This is a genomic window from Pseudomonas sp. Irchel 3F6 (assembly GCF_900187595.1).
Classification (GTDB): Bacteria; Pseudomonadota; Gammaproteobacteria; order Pseudomonadales; family Pseudomonadaceae; genus Aquipseudomonas; species Aquipseudomonas siliginis.
In genome coordinates this window covers 343,077-364,100 of record NZ_FYDP01000005.1, presented here as the reverse complement: position 1 = coordinate 364,100, position 21,024 = coordinate 343,077, and the positions used below count along the sequence as shown (strand labels likewise).

The following is a 21,024-nucleotide window of genomic DNA, read 5'->3' as shown; positions in this document are numbered from 1 at the left end:
CGGCGTTGAAGAGCTATCAACAAGGCTTCATTCCATTCGAGTGCCTGTCATGACCAACCAGACCAATCGCCAGTTCCTGCTCGCCAAACGCCCGGTGGGCGCCGCGACCCGCGAGACTTTCACTTATCAGGAAGTTCCGGTCGGCGAGCCACAGGCGGGACAGATCCTGGTGAAAAACGAATACCTGTCCCTCGACCCGGCCATGCGTGGCTGGATGAACGAAGGCAAGTCCTACATCCCGCCGGTCGGTCTCGGTGAGGTCATGCGCGCACTGGGCGTGGGAAAAGTCATCGCCTCGAACAATCCCGGCTTTGCCGTCGGCGATTACGTCAACGGCGCTCTGGGTGTGCAGGATTATTTCCTCGGCGAGCCGCGCGGTTTCTACAAGGTCGACCCGAAACTCGCGCCATTGCCACGCTATCTGTCGGCGCTGGGCATGACCGGCATGACCGCCTACTTCGCCCTGCTCGATGTCGGCGCCCCGAAAGCCGGTGACACCGTGGTGCTGTCCGGCGCGGCCGGTGCGGTGGGCAGCGTGGCCGGGCAGATCGCCAAAATCAAAGGCTGCCGCGTCGTCGGCATCGCCGGCGGGGCCGACAAGTGCAAATTCCTCATCGACGAATTGGGTTTTGACGGCGCCATCGATTACAAGGCCGAAGACGTCGTGGCCGGTCTGAAGCGCGAATGCCCGAAAGGCGTGGACGTGTACTTCGATAACGTCGGTGGCGACATTCTCGACGCGGTGCTGAGCCGCTTGAACATGAAGGCGCGAGTGGTGATCTGCGGCGCCATCAGCCAGTACAACAATAAAGAAGCGGTCAAAGGTCCGGCCAATTACCTGTCACTGCTGGTCAATCGCGCGCGGATGGAAGGTTTTGTGGTGATGGACTACGCCGCGCAGTTCGCCAGCGCCGCGCAGGAGATGGCCGGCTGGATGGCCAACGGGCAGCTCAAGAGCAAGGAAGATGTGGTTGAAGGGCTCGAGACGTTCCCGGAGACGCTGATGAAACTGTTCAACGGCGAAAACTTTGGCAAGTTGGTGTTGAAGGTTTAAGGCCAGCCTGAAACCAATGTGGGAGCGAGCCTGCTCGCGAAAGCGGTGGATCAGTCGGTAATGATGCCGACTGACACTCCCTCTTCGCGAGCAGGCTCGCTCCCACAGTTGGATCTTCAATAAGGTTCAGGCGATTTCCGCTACAACCGCCGCCAGCGCCTGCGCCGGGTCTGCCGCCTGGCTGATCGGACGGCCGATTACCAGGTAATCGGAACCGGCATCCAGCGCCTGACGCGGGGTCAGAATGCGCCGTTGATCATCCTGCGCGCTGCCCGCCGGGCGAATCCCCGGCGTCACCAGTTGCAGCGACGGGTGCGCGGTTTTCAGCGCCGACGCTTCCAGCGCCGAACAGACCAGACCGTCCATCCCGGCCTTCTCGGCCAGTGCCGCCAGACGCAGCACTTGTTCCTGCGGCTCGATATCCAGACCGATACCGGCCAGATCCTCGCGCTCCATGCTGGTCAGCACGGTCACACCAATCAACAACGGTTGCGGACCACTGCGCTTGTCCAGCTCTTCACGGCAGGCGGCCATCATGCGCAGACCGCCCGAGCAGTGCACGTTGACCATCCACACACCCATCTCGGCAGCGGCTTTCACAGCCATCGCAGTGGTGTTGGGGATGTCGTGGAATTTGAGATCCAGAAACACTTCAAAACCCTTGTCACGCAGGGTGCCGACGATTTCCGCCGCGCAACTGGTGAACAGTTCCTTGCCCACTTTGACCCGGCACAGTTTCGGGTCCAACTGGTCGGCCAGCTTCAGTGCGGCGTCACGGGTGGGGAAATCCAGGGCGACGATGATAGGAGTCTGGCAGGCGGACATGGATGGGCTCTCAGGCTGGTCGAAAACGGCGCGCATTGTAGCGGAACCGGCGGCTGCGCGGCACCCGATGATCGGTAAATCGTCGCGCTGGCGGTTATCAGCTTAGCCGGCGCGGCTATTGTGTCGACTCCGATACACAACCGACACGCCCGCAACACGCACCCGGGTTAGCCTCGCCCGGCGCAACACGTCCTTACAACAGCACTTCCCGCCCCCCGGCCGGACGCCTATGCTGAAACCACCCCTGGTAGTGAACAGCCCCATGCCCAACGCCCCGACAACCGTGACGGATGAAAGCAAAGACGACAAGCGCTGGAGCATCCGCGCGCTGATCGTCGACGATGACGTGCCGATCCGCGAGCTGATGATCGATTACCTCGCCCGTTTCAACATTCACGCCAGCGGCGTCACCGACGGCGCGGCGATGCGCCAGGCGCTGCAGGGCGAACATTTCGACGTCATCGTCCTCGACCTGATGCTGCCCGGCGAAGACGGTCTGTCGCTGTGTCGCTGGCTGCGCGCCGAATCGGACATCCCGATCCTGATGCTCACCGCCCGCTGCGAACCCACCGACCGCATCATCGGCCTGGAACTGGGCGCCGACGATTACATGGCCAAACCGTTCGAACCACGCGAACTGGTCGCCCGCATCCAGACCATCCTGCGCCGCGTGCGCGACGACCGCACTGACCAGCGCGCCAACATTCGCTTCGACAACTGGCGCCTCAACAGCGTCCTGCGCCAAGTGGTCGCCGACAACGGCCTGGTAGTGCCCTTGTCCAACGCCGAATTCCGCCTGCTCTGGGTCTTCATCGAACGCCCGCGCCGCGTGCTCAGCCGCGAACAACTGCTTGACGCCGCTCGCGGTCGCTCGATCGAAGCCTTTGACCGCAGCATCGACCTGCTGGTCTCGCGCCTGCGGCAAAAACTCGGCGACGACCCGAAAGCCCCGCAACTGATCAAGACCGTGCGCGGCGAGGGTTACCTGTTCGACGCGCGGGACATCGGCTGATGAAGGCGCGCTTCGACACCCTGTTCGGTCGCCTGTTCGGGGTGCTGTTCGCGGCGATTGTCCTGGCGCACCTGCTGGCCTTCGCCTGGTTCAGGCTCTACGGCCCTCCTCCGCCCCCACCACCGCCCGAGTTCTCAGCGAACATCGACGGCCAACCGCCCATGCACGACGCCGCTTATCCACCGAGGCAAGCGCGCCCCTGGTTCGGTGGCCCGGTGGTGCCGCTGACCTTTCAATTCATCACGCTGATGATCGCCGCCTGGTACGGTGCCAAACTGCTCACCCGGCCGATCCAGCGCCTGAGCGACGCCGCCGAGCGCCTGAGCGAAGACCTCGACAGCGCCCCCCTCGACGAATCCGGCCCGCGCGAAGCCCGGCAAGCGGCGCACACCTTCAACCTCATGCAACGGCGCATCCGCGAACAGGTCCAGCAACGCGCGCGCATGCTCGGCGCCGTCTCCCACGACCTGCGCACGCCACTGTCACGCCTGAAACTGCGTCTGGAAAACATCAGCGACGACAAACTGCAAAGCCAGATGCGCCAGGACCTGGACGACATGATCGGCATGCTCGACGCCACCCTCACCTATCTGCACGAACAACGCACCAGCGAAGCCTTGCAGTTGCTGGACGTGCAGGCGCTGGTCGAATCGCTGTGCGAAAACGCCCAGGACCAGGGCGCCGATGTACAGGTCAGCGGCCACTGCGCGCCTTTGCCAGTGCAACCGATGGCGCTGCGTTCGTGCATCAACAACCTGCTGGACAACGCGCTGCGTTACGCCGGACAGGCACGGATTGAACTGCTGGAACAGCGCGAAGAACTGCTGATTCGGGTGATTGATCACGGACCGGGGATTGCTGAAGAACAGCGGGAAGCGGTTTTTGAGCCGTTCTATCGACTGGAGGGATCGCGTAATCGCAACTCCGGCGGCGTAGGGCTGGGCATGACCATCGCCCGCGAAGCCGCGCAGCGGCTGGGTGGGCAGTTGGATCTGGAAGAAACGCCGGGTGGCGGGCTGACTGCCATTGTCCGCTTGCCACGGGGCTGAGGCTCAGCCGGCTTGAAGTGTGAGCGAGCCTGCTCGCGAAAGCGTCTGATGATTCAATGCCTTGGTTGAATGTATCGGCCTCTTCGCGAGCAGGCTCGCTCCCACAATGAAACTGAGTGTATTCGGCAGATATTGGTTGGATGTGGAGGCGCTATCGCTGGCAAGCCAGCTCGGTAGATATTGGCTGGATGTGAGGGCGCTATCGCTGGCAAGCCAGCTCCCACAGGGATCGAGTGATTTCAGAGAGAGATGGGTCGGCTGTCAGGCCGCCTTCGCGAGCAGGCTCGCTCCCACAATGAAACTGAGTGTATTCGGCAGATATTGGTTGGATGTGAGGGCGCTATCGCTGGCAAGCCAGCTCCCACAGGGATCGAGTGGTTTCAGAGAGATATGGGTGGCTGCCAGGCCGCCTTCGCGAGCAGGCTCGCTCCCACAATGAAACTGATTGTATTCGGTAGATATTGGCTGGATGTGAGGGCGCTATCGCTGGCAAGCCAGCTCCCACAGGGATCGAGTAATTTCAGAGAGAGATGGGTCGGCTGTCAGGCCGCCTTCGCGAGCAGGCTCGCTCCCACAAAATCAAAATCAAAAGCAAAGCAGCGCAGCTGCCCGCGGCGAAGCCGCCCCACTCAACAATGAGCGCAAGCTCGAGTACTGCTTTTGATCTTGATCCACCGGCGACGTCGGAAGGCTGAGCGGAGGGATTGATCCGGGCGTGGGAGCGCAGCGACCGTCTGGCGCAGCCAGACACAGCGGAAGGAGGTGCAGCGAAGCAAACCGGAGCCGCTGCGCCCGGATCGATCCCGCAGCGAAGGAACCCGAGCCTGCGAGGGCCGAACGCAGGAGCAAGCCTTTTGGGTTACCTTTTTGGCGTTTGAAAAAGGTGACCCGCCGTAAGGGCGGAACCCTAAGTCGCCGTTACCGCAGAAATGGATATTCACCCAAAACCCCAAGAGCCTGGTCGGCCCAAAGGCCGCCAAGCCCCCCCTAGACCCGAGCCTGACTCTTACTCCAATCCGTCAAAAGACTATAAGCCACCGCCAACAACGTAGGCCCAATAAACAACCCGATAAAGCCAAACGTAATCAACCCGCCAAACACCCCGAGCAACACAATCACCAACGGCAGATTACCGCCACGGCTGATCAGATACGGCTTGAGCACGTTGTCCACGCCACTGATGATGAACGTCCCCCAGATCCCGAGAAACACCGCCATCCCGTACTCGCCCTTCCACGCCAACCACGCCGTGGCCGGCACCCACACCAGCGGTGGCCCCATCGGAATCAGACTCAGCAGAAACGTGACGATCCCCAGCACCAGCGCCCCGGGAACCCCGGCAATGAAAAAGCCGATCAACGCCAGCACTGCCTGCGCCGCCGCTGTACCAATCACACCGTTGACCACCCGCTGCACCGTACCGGCGACAAGTTCGATGTAATAGCCAGCACGATCACCAATCAAGCGCTGCAGCAGACTGTGCACAAACGCCGCCAGTCGCGGCCCGTCACGGTAGAAAAAGAACACGAACACCAGACTCAGCGTCAGCTCGAGAATCCCCCCGCCGATCTGCGCGCTGCGTGCCAGCAACCAGTTGCCGACCTGCCCCAGATACGGCTTGATCGAGACCATCAACGCCGCGCCCTGTTGATCGATGCTGTCCCACATCGACACCAGCCGCTCACCAATCAAAGGCACGCTGCCAAGCCAGGTCGGTGCTTCCGGCAAACCGTCGACCTGCACATCCTTGATGAATGCCGTGGCATCGCGCACATGATCGGCGAGGTTGAAACCCAGCCACACTAGTGGCGCCGCCACCAGCAACATCCAGCCCAGTGTCAGGATCAACGCGGCCAGCGATTCGCGGCCATTGAGCCAGCGCGTGAGCAAACGCATCAGCGGCCAACTGGCAAACGCCAGCACCGCGCCCCAGAACAGCGCCGACCAGAACGGCGCCATCACCCAAAGGCTGGCACCAAACAACACCAGCAGCAGAATCTGCACCAGCAGGCGATCGTTATTGAGCATGGGAAGTCCCGGCAAAGTCAGTCAGCGAAAGAGTAGGCGAACACTGTGTGCGTGCTCGCCCGGCACAGCTTATCGCAACAAGTCGATGCGCAGGCCAGAGCCTTCGAGATTGCCGGCTTCCAGACGTGCCGCCCGTACGCCCTGATTGATCAGCGCCTGGCGCCAGGCTTCGGCCTTGGGCCCGGAAACCGTAACCCGCAAGGTCGTGTCGAGATTCAGACCACGGGAAATCAGGCGCAGCCAGGTGGCATCCGGTTCATCGACCAGTTTCGGAAAATCCAGCTCGCCGGTGCTTTTCAACTGACGCAGCAGGGTCGCCGAGGTCGGCAGCAATTCGCCCAACGGCGCAGCCGCCTCGAATTGCTCGACATGCAGATAGGCTTTGCGATTGCCGCGAGTGATGCTGTAAAGCGCCACCAGCGTGTTGTCCTTTGGCGCCGCCAGCCTCAACAACAGATAAGCCTGTTGCTCGTCAGAGCCATACAGCTTGGCGTTGCCGAACACTTCGTTGGCCCACAGGCTGCTTTCGCCGCAATCGCGGGCCTGGCACCAGAACAGCAATTCGGCATCCTGCTGTTGCAGGGCTTCGCGGGCGGCAGTAAAGGCTTCGGTGGCGGAATGTTCCGGCGGCAACTCGTAGGTCACCGAGGTAGTCTGGCCGCGGGCGGTGACCTGACCGTCGAACCGCAACTGGCCGCTGATCTTGCGGATCGAGCCCAGCGGGTAGATGCGCTCCAGCTCGGCCGCCGGGCGATAGTCGACGATCTGCGCGTCGGCCAGACGCGGCACGATTTGCAGATCCTGGCTGCCCGGCACATCGGCAGCGAAGGACAAGGAGCTGAAGCAGCACAGCGCGAAGAGACTGAGTGACCGCATAGTCAGCCTCACCGGACGGTCATGGCTGGGCGGGTCGGGGTCGCAGCGGTATAGAAATCCATCGAGTTTGTCTCCCATTTCAACCCGCCCAGCCTCGACAGTTGCCCGCTGCAAGTCAAGGCATGGCGAAGAAGCGATTGAAACAGTCTGCTACAAGACCTGCGCCAGCCTCGTCATTCAGGTGCAAATGATGCCCGCCCGGCAACTGTTCGTGGCTGAAGGGTAGACGCTCCAGCAACTCAGGATGCCTGGCCAGCATGCCATCCGCCGCGACCACCAGACGCGCCGGGCAACTGACGCGCGAGGCAAACGCCATCGCCTGTTCTTCAGTAAGGCGCAGCGGCGATGGCAGAGTCAGGCGATTGTCGGTGCGCCAGGTGTAACCGCCGGGCACCGGCATCAACCCGCGCTGGGCCAACAGTTCAGCGGCTTCGCGACTGACCGCCACCAGGCCTTTCATCCGCGCCTCGATGGCACGCTCGAGGGTGGTGTAGACCGGTTTGCGCTTTTCCCGCAGATCAAGTTGCGCCTGCAGGGCCATGCCCATGCGTTCGGCAGCGTTTTCGCCCTTGTCTGTCGGAGGAATCACGCCGTCGATCAGCGCGAGATGGCTGATGCGCTCGGGCAGCGAACCGGCCAGCACCATCGAGACAATCGCGCCCATCGAATGCCCGAGCAGGCCGAAACGCTTCCAGCCCAGTTGTTCAGCGACTTGCAACACATCATGGGCGTAGTCCCACAGCGCATAACCGGCGCCGCTTGGTCGATGAGCGGAATGACCGTGGCCGGCCATGTCCAGCGCGACGATGCGCAAGCCATCAAGCTTGGGCGCCAGTCGCGCGAAGCTATTGGCGTTGTCGAGCCAGCCGTGCAACGCGATCACCGGCAGGCCGTCCTCGGGGCCGAACATATGCGCGGCCAATTCGATGTGCGGCAGGTTCAGGCGCACTTCTTCGCAGGTCGGGCTCATGCGCAATCCTTGTTCTGCCGCTGCTGCCAGCGCATGAACAGATTCTTGAGCAGCCGCGCCGTGTCCTGCGGGCGCTCCAGCGGGAACATGTGCCCGCCAGGCATGCTCAGCGCCTCGCCCTGGGGCAGGCGCGAGACGAAACGTGTGTGATGGCGCATGACCACCCGGCTCTTGTGCCCCCGCACGATGGCCAGTGGCACCTGCAACTGCCGGGTGCGCCCGGGACTGGTGTGCGGCACGCCGCGATAAATGCTGATTTCGGTAGCCGGGTCAAAACGCAGGCGCAGCTTGTCGTCCACCTGATGCAAACCATGTTGCAGGTAGGCATCGAAGCATTCCGGATCGAAGCCGCGAAACAGGGTTTTGCCGGAAAAGTAACTGCGCGCGCTGTCGAGATCGGCGAATTCTTCACGGCGCCCGAGGGTGCGCCCGGCGGGAGTCAGCCGGTCGATGAAACCAAAGCGCTTGGCCGCGCGAATCACCCACTGATCGGTGCGGGTCAGCACCGGCGAGTCGAGCATCACCACGCCGCGATACAGCTCGGGACAACGCAACGCCGCATGCAGGTGCAGCAGACCGCCAAAGGAATGGCCGACGCCCCACACCGGCTGCTCTTGCTGCTCCAGGTGATGGATCAGTTCGTCGACGAGGTTGTACCAGTTGTCGTCCGCCGGAAAACGCGGGTCATGGGCATGCTGCTCCAGATGCGCGACCCGATACTCCGGCGCCAGCGCCGCGAACAACTTGCCATAGGTCCCCGAGGGGAAACCGTTGGCGTGGGCGAAAAAAATCGGTTGCGACATGCGGGGAAATCCATGGGCGGGAAACGTGGCGTTGATTGTCCGCAAGACCCGGCGTCGCAGCAATGACTGTAAGTGCCAGGAATGATGACAGTCCGGTCAGGGTGATGTGCATCAGCGAGACCGCTGCCCCCTCACCCCAGCCCTCTCCCCAAGGGGGCGAGGGGGAAAGGGAGCAGATCGGGGGAGTGTCCGGGACCTGAGCTCGACTCGAATTATCAGGTCGACGAGGATCGCGAAAACCACACGGTAGGCTCCCTCTCCCTCTGGGAGAGGGCTGGGGTGAGGGCTCGACCTGACGGAACCCGATAGATGTCAACGCAGCGGCGGCTGTTCCCCCATCGGCACCACCGCCATGGTCAGGCGCGACACGCAACTGGCCTTGCCTTCGTCGCTGGTCAGACGGATGTCCCAGACATGCGTGGTGCGGCCGATATGGATCGGCGTGGCCACCGCCGTCACCCGCCCACTGCGCAAGCCGCGCAAGTGGTTGGCGTTGATCTCCAGGCCGACGCAATAGAATTTGCTGGCATCGATGCACAGATAACTGGCCATCGAGCCGACGGTTTCCGCCAGCACCACCGATGCGCCGCCATGCAGCAGACCGTAAGGCTGGTGGGTGCGATGGTCGATGACCATGCTCGCGGTCAGCGACTGTTCGTCGAAGGCTTCGAAACGAATATCCAGCACTTCGCCGATGGTGTTCTTCTGGATTGCGTTCAACTGTTCGATGTCGGGAGTAGTACGCCACAAGCTCATCGCAGACTTCCTTTGTTGTTGTAATCGATGCTCAATCCTGCCACAGCACCGCCTCGCTGCGCGCGCTCCATTCTTCGAAGCGTGCGCCGTAGCGGTCCTCGATGACGTTGCGTTTGATTTTCAGGGTCGGCGTGAGGAAGCCGTTGTCCACCGCCCAACTGTCCTTGACCACTACCAGTCGGTGCAGGCGTTCGTGCTTGTCGAGGGCGGCGTTGACCTCCTCCAGCAATTTTTCCAGGCTGGCGTGCAGGCTGGCACGAGGCTCCTGCTGATTGACCGCCGACAGCACGCACAACCCCAGCGGTGCACTCAGGCCATCGCCCACCACGCATACTTGCTCGATGCGTGAATGCACGGCCAGACGGTTTTCGATCGGCGCCGGCGCGACGTATTTGCCCTTGCTGGTCTTGAAGATTTCCTTGAGTCGCCCGGTCAGGCGCAGGCGCCCTTCGCTGTCCTGCTCGCCCTTGTCGCCGGTACGCAGAAAGCCGTCTGCGGTCAGCGTCTCGGCGGTTTTCTGCGGTTCCTTGAAATAGCCGAGCATGTTGGCCTGGCTGCGCACCTGCACCTCGCCGGACTCATCGATGCGCACCTCGACTTCCGGGCACGGCTGGCCGATCCAGCCCTGTTTGTATCGCCCCGGCAGACAGATATGCGAATAGCCGCAGCCCTCGGTCATGCCGTACACCTCCAGCACATCGAGGCCGAGTTTCTGATACCAGGCGAGCAAGGTCTGCGGTACCGGCGCGGCACCGGACAACGCCACGCGCAAGGCATCCAGGCCGAGCCCGGCCAGCACTTTGTGGCCGACCCGCTTGCCGATGAAGGGCAACCCGAGGAGGAAGTCCAGACGCTGCGCCGGAATCTTGCTGTATACGCCCATCTGGAACTTGGTCCAGATACGCGGCACGCCAAACATTGCCGTCGGCCGCGCGCGCTGCAGATCGGTGATGAAAGTCTCGAGGCTTTCGGCGAAGAAAACGGTCTGGCCGGTATAGATCGAGGCCAATTCGACAAACATGCGCTCGGCGACGTGGCACAGCGGCAGATACGACAGCAGCCGATCGTTCTCGTTGAGCCCGAACAGCTGCGTGCCGCGACTGGTGGCGAAACCGAGATTGGCGAAACTGTGCATCACGCCTTTGGGCAGGCCGGTGGTGCCGGAGGTGTAAATGATCGTCGCCAATTGCTCGGCGTCGGGACGTGGATCGTCCTGGATTGGCGAACAGCTCTGCAGGTCCGCCCAGCTGTAATCGAACTCGCCGGGCGGATGCAGCGGCAGGCTGATGGTCGGCAGGCCCGCCGGCACGCCTTGCGCCATGCGTGCCCAGTCATCGAGCTTACCGATGAACGCCAGCGCACTTTCCGAGTGAGTCAGCACCTGCGCAACGGATTCAGCGGTGAGATTGGGGTACAGCGGCACCGACACATGCCCGGCCATCCAGATCGCCAGGTCGGCGATGATCCAGTGCGCGCAATTTTTCGAGATCAGGGCGATATGGCTGCCGGGCGGCAACTCTCGCGCCCGTAACCAGTGCGCGGCGCAGCGGGCCTGATGGCCGACATCGGCCCACGTCAGCGTCTCGACCTGACCGCCGCCGATGGGCTGCACAAGAAAGCGCTGGCGCGGGTGCCGGGCTTCCCGTTCGTAGAACACGTCCAGCGGCAAACGGAAGGCGGCAGACATGCGACTCGCTCCTGTTTTTTTGGTCTGGAGCAAGCGTAGTCAACCAAGCAAGTGCTTGGTTGGAATTTTCAAACAAATAATTTCATGGGTTGGCAGAAATCAATGTGGGAGCGAGCCTGCTCGCGAATGCAGTATGTCAGCCCCAAAAAAGGGTGAATGACACGCCGCCTTCGCGAGCAGGCTCGCTCCCACAGGGATATGGCGTTAAGGGTGCATGAGGCTGTTGAGCTTCATCGAGCCGATCAGCAGCTCGCTGTGCTCAAGCTCCGCCAGCCCCGCCGTACTGACCCGCTCCGGCGGATGCCCGGCGCCATGCTGCAGATAGCTGAGCAGATTGCCCACCAACGGGTTGTGGCTGACCAGCAAAACATTACTGACGGACACCAATTGCTCGGCGACCTTGTCCGGATCGCTATCCGGCGTCAGCCACTCGACCGTGCGAATCTCCGGCTCGAAACCCAATGCGTCGCGCACGATCTGCGCGGTTTGCTGCGCGCGCAGATAAGGGCTGGCGTAAATCGCCGTCAGCGGCTGGCCCATGAGATGCGCGGCGCTGCGCAGGACTTCTTTACGACCATGCTCGGTCAACTCGCGCTCGGAATCGATTTTCGAGTGAGGCACCGCCTCACCATGACGCAATACCCACAGTTTCATAGTTTGGGCTCCTCATCGCGCACCGGATGCGCGGCCGGGGCGACGGTGTGCGGCGCCTCACCTTCCGGGGTGCGCGGCGCCGGCCAGTCGGCGAACGGCCAGGGCTTCTGGTCACTGTGAAACGTGCCGAAGCGGCCGATCTGCGCGAGGAACTGGCTGAGGCTGTCGCCGAAATTCATCAGGCTGGCGCTCGGTGCGCCGTAGATCAGGCGGTAGATCAGTTGCACCAATACCACCGCGCCGAGGATGAATTGCGCGACTTGCCAGACCAGCAGATAAACGATCATCCACAACACCCGCAGGAGGATGGATTCGTACTGGGTTTCGCTTTTCGGATCGTTCATGGCTTGCTTCCTGTCCGTGTAACAGCTGAATCAGTTGAAACCGCTGGTGGAAATAAAGTCGACGTCGGTTTTCGGCTCGGCACGCATCAGTAGACCGATCACCTGCTCCAGCGTGCGTCCTTCGAACAGGATCGCGTGCAGCCCGGCGACCAGCGGCATGTACACGCCAACTTCCTGGGACTTGGCCTTGAGCACTTTGAGGGTGTTGACCCCTTCGGCAACCTCGCCAAGACGCGACACCGCTTCGTCGAGGCTCAAACCCTGACCGAGGGCGAAGCCGACCTGATAGTTGCGGCTCTTGGGCGATGAACAGGTGACGATCAGATCGCCAACCCCCGCCAGACCAAGGAAGGTCATCGGGTTCGCTCCCTGATTCACGGCGAAGCGGGTCATCTCGGCCAAGGCGCGAGTGATCAGCATGCTCTTGGTGTTCTCGCCCATCTCCAGCGCCACCGCCATGCCGGCGATGATCGCGTAAACGTTTTTCAACGCACCGCCCAGCTCGACACCGAAACGGTCGGCGCTGGCGTAAACGCGGAAGGTGCGCCCGTGCAGGGCGGCTTGCACCGCTTTGCACAGTTCTTCGTCTTCGCTGGCGACCACCGTGGCGGTCAGCGCGTGCTCGGCGATTTCCCGCGCCAGGTTCGGCCCGGACAACACGCCGATCCGCGCCTGCGGGGCGATCTCTTCGAGAATCTGGCTCATCAGCTTGAAGGTCTGCGCTTCGATGCCTTTGGTCAGGCTGACCAGCATCTTGCCGCTCAAGCGCTCGGCGTGGGCGGCGAGTACCGTGCGCAAGGCGCTGGATGGCAGCGCGACAAAGCACAGATCGCAGGCATCGAGAGTGGCCTGCAGGTCGGTGACAGCGGTCACCCCCGGGAGAATCTTGATGCCTTTGAGGTAACGCGGGTTTTCGCGGTTGACCCGGATGGCCTCGGCCTGCTCGGGGTCACGCATCCACTGAAGGACTTGATGGCCGTTCTCGGCCAGCAGATTGGCCACGGCGGTACCAAAACTTCCGCCTCCCAGGACCGCAATCGGGCGCTGTTCAGTCATATGCAATCCGTTAATCCATACCAGTGGCGATGCCGGGCATTATACGGGGCGACCCGGTGGCGGCCAGCCCCAGCAACAATTACCGACATTTGTAGGAAGAAGACCAATAAAACCTAGGAAAATGCCTGCAACGTCACTGGAAAAGTCGCAGCCCTCGGTTAACATGCGCGCCAATTCTTCTCTCTGCAGGCTGTGTCGTGTTTTCTGGCCCTCCTTCCCCGCGCTCGCCCCTGTTACTCGCGCTGATGTTCAGCCCGCTGGTGCTGGCGGACGATCTGTTCGTCGACAGCCAGACGCTGCCGCCGGTGCTTACGGCCACGCGCCTTAAGCAGACCCCGGCCGAAGTACCGGGGAGCATGACCGTTCTCGACAGCGAATTGATCAGCGCCAGCGGCGCCCGCGACATCAGCGAATTGCTGCGACTGGTACCGGGAATGATGGTTGGCAGCATCAACGGCAATCAGCCAGCGGTGAACTACCACGGCACCAACGCCAGCGAAGCACGGCGCATGCAGGTGTTGATCGATGGCCGTTCGGTGTATCGCGCCGGGCTGGCGACGGTGGACTGGAGCGATATTCCGGTCGCGATGGAAGATATCGAGCGGATCGAGGTGTTTCGCGGTCCGAACACTGTCAGCTACGGCGCCAACGCATTGATGGCGGTGATCAACATCATCACTCGCCACCCGGCCGACAGCCACGGCACGCGCCTGAAGATCACCCGTGGCCAGCGTGGCATCAACGACTTTTATGCCAGCCAGGGCACCGGTTGGGATGGCGGCGATCTGCGCTTGTCGCTGTCCGGCCAGGAAGACGACGGTTTCGACAGCGACCGCAACGGCGCCGATTATCGCGACAGTCGGCGCTTGAACCGTCTGAGCTTGGCGGTCAGCCATGATCTCAATGAAGATCAAAGCCTCGACTGGCAGCTCAACGCCAAAGACGGCAGCAATCAGCGGCCTTATACCTACCGCCCGGTGTTCTCTGGGATTACCGACGCCGGGAACAATTCCGACGTGGTGGCCAAGGATTACGCCGGTTCGGTGCTCTGGAACCTCGACATCAATCCCGAACACAGCCTCTATGTGCAAGGTTCGGCGCAGCACTGGGATCGCCAGCAGGTCTGGCGCGCCTGCGATGCCGAAGTGTCGTTCAGTCCTGAACTGACGCAGCTGTGGCAGCTCAACCCGAATTACACCGAACGGCTGGCGCGCAACATCACCCGGTTCACCGGCCCCGGCGCGGCGCCCGGCACGCCGCAGGAAATGGCGCTGGCCAATCAAGTGCTCGAGCAATGGCGCAACGGCGCCAGCCAGACCTTGTGCGGCGATATCGACCAGAGCGCCCGCGAGTCGCGTTACGACCTCGAACTGCAGGACACCCTCAGCCTGGCAGACAGCCTGCGTCTGGTCAGCGGCCTGAATTACCGCTACGACCGCGCCGATTCCGAGACCTATTTCAACGGCACCCTCGACGACACCACCTGGCGCGCCTTCGGCCAACTGGAATGGCGGGCTACCGAGCACTGGCTGGTACAGGGCGGGGCGATGTTCGAAGACACGCAACTGATCGGCAGCTCGCTGACCCCGCGCTTCGCGGTCAACTACCTGATCAACCCGCGTCACGGCCTGCGCGCGGTGTACTCGGAGGCAATCCGTTCGCCGGACATGTTCGAGAACAACGTCAATTGGAGCTATCAGGTCAGCAACCTGCGACCCTCGGCTTACGGCCAGTCGTCGGCGCGCTATTTCGTCAAGACCCGTGGCCCCGGTGATCTCGATCAGGAACACATGCGTTCTCGCGAGTTGGGCTACAACGGCTACTTCGCCGAACTGGGGCTGGCCGTGGACGTGAAGCTGTTCTACGACGAAATCACCGGCATGATCAGCGAGCCGCTGCGCAACAATCAGTACATCGCCAGCAACGCCAACAGCTCGCGCTTTCGTGGCAGCGAAACGCAACTCGACTGGCGCCTCAGCAGCGCCGACCGCTTGCGTTTGACCTACGCCTTCGTCGACGCCGAGGCGAGCAATCCGCTGGACCAACAGTTCACCTCGCGTAACAGCGGTTCCGCCGGTTGGCTGCGCAATTGGGGCCATGGCTGGAACAGCGCCCTCTTCTATTACGGCGACAACGCGCTCAACGGCTATCGCTTCGAGCGCGTCGACACGCGCATCGCCAAACGCATCGCCATTGGCAAAGCTCAGCTGCAATTGGCCGGCGTGCTGCAACAGCGCCTCGACCATCAGCCGAACACTTTCGTCGACAATAATTACGATGAACGCCGGGTGATGTATTTCAGTGCCGAGCTGGAGTTCTAGGATGTGCACCGGCCCGTCACGGAAGACGCCCACCCTGGGCCACTGGCTGGCCGGGCTCTGCCTGTTCATGACCGCGTGGCTGCACGGCGTCGCGGTGCAAGCGGCGGATATTCTGTTGACCGGCGCCGAGGAAAGCCCCGGCGTGCAGGCCTTCGTACAAGCGCTGAGTGAACTGCGCCCGACCGACAATGTGCGGTTCCAGCCGCTGGCCAGCCTGCCGGCTCCGGGCAAACTGCCGGCCAGTCTGCGCTTGATCCTCCTAGACCTGCCCAGCCTCGACTGGCGTCTGCAAGACTCACAAGGCCCGTCGACGCTGGTGTTGCGCATCAGCCGCTTGCAGGCGCGCCAGCGTTTTGCCGATGCCCAACCGGCGCGCCTGAGCCTGCTCTGGAGCGACCCGCCGCTGAGCCGGCAACTGCAACTGATCCGCCGGATCTTGCCGCAGGCGCGGCGGGTCGGTGTGCTGTTCGATGAACACGGCGAGTTCCTGCTCGACGAATTGCGCGTCGCTGCGCGGCCATTGAACCTGGAGATTGTCAGCCAGCGCTGGGACAACATTCACGACAGCCGTCCGCTGCAAGCGGTGCTGAAAAGCAGCGATGTCTTGCTCGGCCTCGACGATCCCGACCTGTACAACTCGCAGACGGCAAAAAACCTCTTGCTCAGCAGCTACTCACGGCAGGTCGCGCTGATCGGCCCCAACATTGCATTCGTTCGCGCGGGCAGCCTCGCCAGCACCTACAGCGACCAGAGCGACTGGCTGGCGATTCTCGACCATCTGCTCGATCAGCCGACCAGCGCATGGCCGCGAACGCTTTACCCCGCTCGTTTCAAAGTCTCAAGTAATGCGCAGGTGGCTCGTTCCTTAGGCATCGAACCGCTGAATGAAGCATCTGTCGCCAGTGCCTTGGCCGAAGGAGAGCGCCGCCCATGAGTTTTCGTCGCCGTTGGGACATCAACACCCGCACGCAGCTGATCAGCCTCGGGCCGGCGCTGCTGCTGACGTTGCTGTTGATCAGCTTCTTTACCTTCGTGCGCATCCAGGATTTGCGCCAGGAGCTGAACCACACCGGCCAGTTGATCGCCAACCAACTCGCCCCGGCCACGGAATACGGGGTGATCTCCGGCAACAACGAAGTGCTGGAAAGCCTGCTCAAGGCGACACTCGCCACACCCAACGTGCGCTTTCTCGAAGTGCAGGACAGCGCCAACCGGATTCTGGTGTATGTCGAACAACCGGCCGACAGCCACAGTCGCCCGCATCAGGTCGAAGTGTTCCAGGCCCCGGTGCGTCTGCAACGGATCGCCTTGCACAACGATTTTTTCCAGGACGGCAAGGTCAGCAACAGCGCCGCCGGCGAGGATTATCTCGGGCGAGTGATCGTCGGGCTGTCCAATGACGCTTTCAGTCAGCGCCAGCAGGAGATCCTGTTCAAGGCCGGGATTCTCGCGCTGTTCGCCCTGCTCTTCACTTTTGTCGTCGCCCGTCGTTTGGCCGGCAGTCTGTCGCAGCCGATCCGCGACATAGGCGATGCGGTCAAGGCGATTCAGGAAGGCGATTACAAAACCCCGCTGCCGATTGTCGACGACACCGAACTGGGCGCACTGTCACAACACATCAACAACCTCGCCCAAGCGCTGGAGCAGGCCAGTCGCGAACAGCAGCAAGCGATGGCGCAACTGATCCAGACCCGCGAAGAAGCGGAGAAGGCCAACAACGCCAAATCCGACTTTCTGGCGATGATGAGCCATGAACTGCGCACGCCCATGAACGGCGTGCTGGGCATGTTGCAGTTGCTTGAAACCACCGAGATGACCGAGGAGCAGGTCGAATACGCCGCGCTTGCTTCGGAGTCGACCGAGCACTTGCTCAAGGTCATCAATGACATTCTCGACTTCTCGCGAATCGAGCGTTCGGAGCTGGAGCTGGAGCACATCCCGTTCAATCTCGCCGAGCTGATCGGCGCCTGCGCGCAATCGTTCCAGCACAGCGCGGTGCAGCGAGGCCTGGCACTGAATCTGCGCATTCCCGACGACATGCGCGGCTTGCAGGTGCAGGGCGATCCGACGCGGATCCGGCAGATTCTGGTCAACCTGGTTGGCAATGCCTTGAAGTTCACCGAGCAGGGCCGGGTCAGCATCGAGGCGCAATGGCAGTCGCTGGACCATGAACTGCTGTGGTTCACCTGCTCGGTGCGTGACAGCGGCATCGGCATTTCTTCGGAAAGTCTGGAGCTGATGTTCAATGCCTTCCAGCAGGCCGACAGTTCGATCTCCCGTCGTTACGGTGGCACCGGTCTTGGTCTGCCGATCGCACGGACTCTGGCCGAACGCATGGGCGGTACGTTGCGCGCGCAGAGTGAGGAAGGACGCGGTTCGGTATTCACTCTGGAAATTCCATTGGCGCTATATAAGCAGGCAATGCCAGCGCTGGCCGCGCCGCGAGCGCCGAACGGCAGTGGTCAGGGTGAAGGACGCCATGTGTTGCTGGTCGAAGACAACCCGGTCAACCAGACCGTGATCGAAGCGATGCTGCGCAGTCTGGGTTTTGCCGTCAGTGTGGCGACCGATGGCGCGCAGGCGGTGCGCAGTGCCGAGGGCAGCGAATTCGAAGTGATTCTGATGGATTGCCGGCTGCCGATCATCGACGGCTACGAGGCCACACGGCAGATCCGCGACCTGCCCGGACGCCGCGATGTGCCGATCATCGCGCTGACCGCCAACGCCTTGCAGGGCGATCGCGAAACCTGTCTGGCAGCGGGGATGAACGATTACCTGGCCAAGCCGTTCAAACGCAATGACCTGCAGCAGATTTTGCAGCGCTGGGTGTCGTAGTGTGGGCCTTTCGACCATCTGCGACTGGCGTGAAAAGCGAAAGTGCGGCAGTCTTAGGCACCCGAACGAGCCCCAAAAGGGGCTTGATTAAAAATTTCAGTGCACAAGTGTACATTCATGTCCTTGGTGCTGTGACTTTCACCACAACGCAATAGTCTATGAGTAGGCTGCCGGTTCGAGGCATGAATGCCTTGAACGGTCGGGAAGATCTGCCCCACCTGCCGCATGGGATTATTGAGGAGCTCGCATGACCAAACAAAACGCCTTTACTCGGGAAGACCTGCTGCGCTGCAGTCGCGGTGAGCTGTTCGGCCCAGGTAACGCGCAACTGCCCGCCCCGAACATGCTGATGGTGGATCGCATCACCCATATCAGCGAAGAAGGCGGCAAGTACGGCAAAGGTGAATTGGTCGCCGAGCTGGATATCAACCCTGACCTGTGGTTCTTCGCCTGCCATTTCGAAGGCGATCCGGTAATGCCGGGCTGCCTGGGTCTGGATGCCATGTGGCAACTGGTCGGCTTCTTCCTGGGCTGGCAAGGCCTGCCGGGCCGCGGCCGTGCGCTGGGTTCGGGCGAGGTGAAATTCTTCGGTCAGGTGCTGCCGACCGCCAAGAAAGTCACTTACAACATTCATATCAAACGCGTCCTCAAGGGCAAGCTGAACATGGCCATCGCCGATGGTTCGGTCAGTGTCGACGGACGCGAAATCTACACCGCCGAAGGCCTGCGCGTCGGCGTGTTCACCTCCACTGACAACTTCTAAGGGTTATTCGCATGCGCCGCGTCGTTATCACTGGTCTGGGCATCGTTTCGTGCCTGGGCAATGACAAAGAGACCGTCTCCGCTAACCTGCGTGCAAGCCGCCCTGGCATCCGGTTCAACCCGGAATATGCTGAAATGGGTCTGCGTAGCCAGGTTTCCGGCTCCATCGACCTCAACCTTGAAGAGCTGATCGATCGCAAGATCTATCGCTTCGTCGGTCATGCAGCGGCTTACGCCTACCTGGCCATGAAAGACGCCATCACTGACTCCGGCCTGACCGAAGAGCAAGTGTCCAACCCGCGTACCGGCCTGATCGCTGGTTCCGGTGGTGCTTCCACGCTGAACCAGATGGAAGCGCTGGACATCCTGCGCGAGAAAGGCGTGAAACGCGTTGGCCCGTACCGTGTAACGCGGACCATGAGCAGCACCGTTTCCGCTTGCCTGGCCACGCCATTCAAGATCAAGGGCCTGAACTACTCCATCGCTTCTGCCTGCGCCACCAGTGCTCACTGCATCGGTACCGCCATGGAACAGATCCAGATGGGCAAGCAGGACATCGTCTTCGCCGGTGGCGGTGAAGAAGAGCACTGGAGCCAGTCGTTCCTGTTCGACGCGATGGGCGCCCTGTCCAGCAAGCGCAACGACACCCCGGAACAAGCTTCCCGCGCCTACGACAAGGACCGCGACGGTTTCGTCATCGCTGGCGGCGGCGGCATGGTTGTCGTCGAAGAGCTGGAACACGCTCTGGCCCGTGGCGCGAAGATCTACGCCGAGATCGTTGGCTACGGCGCAACGTCCGACGGCTACGACATGGTTGCCCCGAGCGGCGAAGGCGCGATCCGCTGCATGCAGCAGGCGCTGTCCACCGTCGACACCCCGATCGACTACCTGAACACCCACGGCACTTCGACTCCGGTCGGCGACGTTGCGGAAATGAAAGGTGTGCGTGAAGTGTTCGGCGACAAGGCTCCAGCGATCAGCTCGACCAAGAGCCTGTCCGGTCACTCCCTGGGCGCCGCCGGCGTGCACGAAGCGATCTACTGCATGCTGATGATGGAAGGCAACTTCATCGCCGGCTCCGCCAACATCGACGAGCTCGATCCGGAAGTGGCCGATCTGCCGGTGCTGACCAAGACCCGCGAGAACGCCACCATCAACACCGTGATGAGCAACAGCTTCGGCTTTGGCGGCACCAACGCCACGCTGGTGCTGAAGCGCTGGGAAGGCAAGTAATTCCCCGCTGCTGAGCCGCACATGAAAACGCCCCGACTGGTTCGGGGCGTTTTTTTTGGCAGGTCAAAAACTCCCCGCATTTCAAGATAAAACCTGTGGGAGCGAGCCTGCTCGCGAAGGCGATATTCCAGTCACCCTATCGTCGTCTGACCCACCGAATTCGCGAGCAGGCTCGCTCCCACAGTGGGTTTCAGTGTGTTCTGGAGATGAAACTTTGATCGTTCCCACGCTCTGCGTGGGAATGCAGCCCGTGACGCTCCGCGTCACTGGACGCGGAGCGTCCCCAGAGGCATTCCCACGCTTCGCGTGGGAACGATCAAAGACAGGGATCCAGAGTGTTCTGGAGATGAAACTTCTGTCATGAAACTTACTACCCTGCGACCGAATGTCGCGGTTTACGCGGCCTCCAGCTTTGTTGCGAAATCCGCAACAACACCTTGCGCCAATCGGCAGTTTACTTAGCTGACTAACAAATCCTATAACAGAATCCTGCACACGCCTTGGTGCAGTAACTTGAGATCTGGAGCTAGCAGATGACTGTAAAAGTAACTGAACGCGACGATTCACACATGTCCCATGAAGGCCTGGCCGCCGGCATCCGTATCTGGGATGTGCATCAACAAGGCTTGCTGGTCGGCATGTTCCACAACGAGATCGATGCCCACAACTACAAGGCTGAACTGGAAGTGCAGGAACAGCAAAGAGAACTGAAGTCCGCCTGAAACAACACAGCATTTGAAAACGACAAACCCCGCCATG

19 protein-coding genes are annotated in these 21,024 nt (G+C 61.7%); 9 read left to right on the top strand and 10 right to left on the bottom strand.

The window, feature by feature from the left end:
* Nucleotides 1-49 precede the first annotated feature (49 nt).
* Entirely contained in the window at nt 50-1,054 is a 1,005-nt protein-coding gene (locus CKW30_RS19045; RefSeq protein WP_016773662.1) for an NADP-dependent oxidoreductase, read from the top strand.
* A gap of 126 nt (nt 1,055-1,180) precedes the next feature.
* On the opposite strand, the gene pyrF is transcribed toward CKW30_RS19045, so the two are convergent.
* Nucleotides 1,181-1,879 carry an orotidine-5'-phosphate decarboxylase gene (gene pyrF / locus CKW30_RS19040; RefSeq protein WP_071173241.1) on the bottom strand — a complete coding sequence of 233 codons (699 nt, stop codon included), beginning with the start codon at nt 1,877-1,879 and terminating at the stop codon, nt 1,181-1,183.
* A gap of 262 nt (nt 1,880-2,141) precedes the next feature.
* On the opposite strand from pyrF, the gene CKW30_RS19035 reads away from it, so the two are divergent.
* A complete protein-coding gene (locus tag CKW30_RS19035; protein WP_095181601.1) occupies nt 2,142-2,891 on the top strand; it encodes a response regulator in 750 nt (249 codons plus the stop codon).
* Nucleotides 2,891-3,940 carry an ATP-binding protein gene (locus tag CKW30_RS19030; protein ID WP_095181600.1) on the top strand — a complete coding sequence of 350 codons (1,050 nt, stop codon included), beginning with the start codon at nt 2,891-2,893 and terminating at the stop codon, nt 3,938-3,940. The genes CKW30_RS19035 and CKW30_RS19030 overlap by 1 nt, the downstream gene beginning before the upstream one ends.
* 987 nt (nt 3,941-4,927) lie before the next feature.
* Here the strand turns inward: CKW30_RS19030 and CKW30_RS19025 are convergent.
* From CKW30_RS19025 to CKW30_RS18985, 9 genes are all read right to left on the bottom strand, one after another.
* Nucleotides 4,928-5,968, bottom strand: a complete 1,041-nt coding sequence (locus CKW30_RS19025) for an AI-2E family transporter (protein WP_095181599.1) — start codon at nt 5,966-5,968, stop codon at nt 4,928-4,930.
* A 69-nt stretch (nt 5,969-6,037) separates the two neighbouring features.
* Entirely contained in the window at nt 6,038-6,844 is an 807-nt protein-coding gene (locus CKW30_RS19020; protein ID WP_056788158.1) for a DUF4892 domain-containing protein, read from the bottom strand.
* Between the two features lie 115 nt (nt 6,845-6,959).
* On the bottom strand, nt 6,960-7,814 hold the full coding sequence (locus tag CKW30_RS19015) for an alpha/beta hydrolase (RefSeq protein ID WP_095181598.1): 855 nt from the start codon (nt 7,812-7,814) through the stop codon (nt 6,960-6,962).
* Nucleotides 7,811-8,617: an alpha/beta fold hydrolase gene (locus CKW30_RS19010; protein ID WP_095181597.1), complete on the bottom strand. Its 807-nt coding sequence runs from the start codon at nt 8,615-8,617 to the stop codon at nt 7,811-7,813. Before CKW30_RS19010 ends, CKW30_RS19015 begins: the two co-directional genes overlap by 4 nt.
* A gap of 312 nt (nt 8,618-8,929) precedes the next feature.
* The gene (locus tag CKW30_RS19005) at nt 8,930-9,373 is read right to left on the bottom strand and encodes a hotdog fold thioesterase (RefSeq protein ID WP_095181596.1); all 444 of its coding nucleotides are present in this window, start codon (nt 9,371-9,373) and stop codon (nt 8,930-8,932) included.
* Between the two features lie 31 nt (nt 9,374-9,404).
* Complete coding sequence (locus CKW30_RS19000) at nt 9,405-11,060, bottom strand: AMP-binding protein (protein WP_095181595.1); 1,656 nt, start codon at nt 11,058-11,060, stop codon at nt 9,405-9,407.
* A gap of 204 nt (nt 11,061-11,264) precedes the next feature.
* Nucleotides 11,265-11,714, bottom strand: a complete 450-nt coding sequence (gene sixA, locus CKW30_RS18995) for a phosphohistidine phosphatase SixA (RefSeq protein ID WP_095181594.1) — start codon at nt 11,712-11,714, stop codon at nt 11,265-11,267.
* Nucleotides 11,711-12,058, bottom strand: coding sequence for a DUF4389 domain-containing protein (locus CKW30_RS18990; protein ID WP_016773653.1), 348 nt, complete (start codon nt 12,056-12,058; stop codon nt 11,711-11,713). The genes sixA and CKW30_RS18990 overlap by 4 nt, the downstream gene beginning before the upstream one ends.
* A gap of 30 nt (nt 12,059-12,088) precedes the next feature.
* On the bottom strand, nt 12,089-13,114 hold the full coding sequence (locus tag CKW30_RS18985) for an NAD(P)H-dependent glycerol-3-phosphate dehydrogenase (RefSeq protein WP_024013958.1): 1,026 nt from the start codon (nt 13,112-13,114) through the stop codon (nt 12,089-12,091).
* Between the two features lie 245 nt (nt 13,115-13,359).
* Here CKW30_RS18985 and CKW30_RS18980 point away from each other — a divergent pair, with 245 nt between their 5' ends.
* From CKW30_RS18980 to CKW30_RS18955, 6 genes are all read left to right on the top strand, one after another.
* The gene (locus tag CKW30_RS18980) at nt 13,360-15,435 is read left to right on the top strand and encodes a TonB-dependent siderophore receptor (RefSeq protein WP_095181593.1); all 2,076 of its coding nucleotides are present in this window, start codon (nt 13,360-13,362) and stop codon (nt 15,433-15,435) included.
* A gap of 1 nt (nt 15,436) precedes the next feature.
* The gene (locus CKW30_RS18975; RefSeq protein ID WP_095181592.1) at nt 15,437-16,369 is read left to right on the top strand and encodes an ABC transporter substrate-binding protein; all 933 of its coding nucleotides are present in this window, start codon (nt 15,437-15,439) and stop codon (nt 16,367-16,369) included.
* Nucleotides 16,366-18,270 carry an ATP-binding protein gene (locus CKW30_RS18970; RefSeq protein ID WP_095181591.1) on the top strand — a complete coding sequence of 635 codons (1,905 nt, stop codon included), beginning with the start codon at nt 16,366-16,368 and terminating at the stop codon, nt 18,268-18,270. The genes CKW30_RS18975 and CKW30_RS18970 overlap by 4 nt, the downstream gene beginning before the upstream one ends.
* A 247-nt stretch (nt 18,271-18,517) precedes the next feature.
* Nucleotides 18,518-19,033 (top strand): 3-hydroxyacyl-[acyl-carrier-protein] dehydratase FabA, encoded by a 516-nt coding sequence (gene fabA / locus CKW30_RS18965; RefSeq protein WP_024013962.1) that lies wholly within the window; start codon nt 18,518-18,520, stop codon nt 19,031-19,033.
* An 11-nt stretch (nt 19,034-19,044) separates the two neighbouring features.
* On the top strand, nt 19,045-20,265 hold the full coding sequence (fabB, locus tag CKW30_RS18960) for a beta-ketoacyl-ACP synthase I (RefSeq protein WP_016773647.1): 1,221 nt from the start codon (nt 19,045-19,047) through the stop codon (nt 20,263-20,265).
* A gap of 533 nt (nt 20,266-20,798) precedes the next feature.
* Nucleotides 20,799-20,987 carry a hypothetical protein gene (locus tag CKW30_RS18955; RefSeq protein ID WP_095181590.1) on the top strand — a complete coding sequence of 63 codons (189 nt, stop codon included), beginning with the start codon at nt 20,799-20,801 and terminating at the stop codon, nt 20,985-20,987.
* Nucleotides 20,988-21,024 lie beyond the last annotated feature (37 nt).

Excerpts from the sequence above, each read along its gene's own strand:
- CKW30_RS18990 (WP_016773653.1), bottom strand. The coding sequence starts at position 12,058 with ATGAACGATCCGAAAAGCGAAACCCAGTACGAATCCATCCTCCTGCGG.
- pyrF (WP_071173241.1), bottom strand. The coding sequence starts at position 1,879 with ATGTCCGCCTGCCAGACTCCTATCATCGTCGCCCTGGATTTCCCCACC.
- CKW30_RS19045 (WP_016773662.1), top strand. The coding sequence starts at position 50 with ATGACCAACCAGACCAATCGCCAGTTCCTGCTCGCCAAACGCCCGGTG.
- sixA (WP_095181594.1), bottom strand. The coding sequence starts at position 11,714 with ATGAAACTGTGGGTATTGCGTCATGGTGAGGCGGTGCCTCACTCGAAA.
- fabB (WP_016773647.1), top strand. The coding sequence starts at position 19,045 with ATGCGCCGCGTCGTTATCACTGGTCTGGGCATCGTTTCGTGCCTGGGC.
- CKW30_RS19000 (WP_095181595.1), bottom strand. The coding sequence starts at position 11,060 with ATGTCTGCCGCCTTCCGTTTGCCGCTGGACGTGTTCTACGAACGGGAA.
- CKW30_RS19025 (WP_095181599.1), bottom strand. The coding sequence starts at position 5,968 with ATGCTCAATAACGATCGCCTGCTGGTGCAGATTCTGCTGCTGGTGTTG.
- CKW30_RS18970 (WP_095181591.1), top strand. The coding sequence starts at position 16,366 with ATGAGTTTTCGTCGCCGTTGGGACATCAACACCCGCACGCAGCTGATC.
- CKW30_RS19010 (WP_095181597.1), bottom strand. The coding sequence starts at position 8,617 with ATGTCGCAACCGATTTTTTTCGCCCACGCCAACGGTTTCCCCTCGGGG.
- CKW30_RS19015 (WP_095181598.1), bottom strand. The coding sequence starts at position 7,814 with ATGAGCCCGACCTGCGAAGAAGTGCGCCTGAACCTGCCGCACATCGAA.
- CKW30_RS19020 (WP_056788158.1), bottom strand. The coding sequence starts at position 6,844 with ATGCGGTCACTCAGTCTCTTCGCGCTGTGCTGCTTCAGCTCCTTGTCC.
- CKW30_RS18985 (WP_024013958.1), bottom strand. The coding sequence starts at position 13,114 with ATGACTGAACAGCGCCCGATTGCGGTCCTGGGAGGCGGAAGTTTTGGT.
- CKW30_RS18975 (WP_095181592.1), top strand. The coding sequence starts at position 15,437 with ATGTGCACCGGCCCGTCACGGAAGACGCCCACCCTGGGCCACTGGCTG.
- CKW30_RS18955 (WP_095181590.1), top strand. The coding sequence starts at position 20,799 with ATGACTGTAAAAGTAACTGAACGCGACGATTCACACATGTCCCATGAA.
- CKW30_RS19030 (WP_095181600.1), top strand. The coding sequence starts at position 2,891 with ATGAAGGCGCGCTTCGACACCCTGTTCGGTCGCCTGTTCGGGGTGCTG.
- CKW30_RS19005 (WP_095181596.1), bottom strand. The coding sequence starts at position 9,373 with ATGAGCTTGTGGCGTACTACTCCCGACATCGAACAGTTGAACGCAATC.
- CKW30_RS19035 (WP_095181601.1), top strand. The coding sequence starts at position 2,142 with ATGCCCAACGCCCCGACAACCGTGACGGATGAAAGCAAAGACGACAAG.
- fabA (WP_024013962.1), top strand. The coding sequence starts at position 18,518 with ATGACCAAACAAAACGCCTTTACTCGGGAAGACCTGCTGCGCTGCAGT.
- CKW30_RS18980 (WP_095181593.1), top strand. The coding sequence starts at position 13,360 with ATGTTCAGCCCGCTGGTGCTGGCGGACGATCTGTTCGTCGACAGCCAG.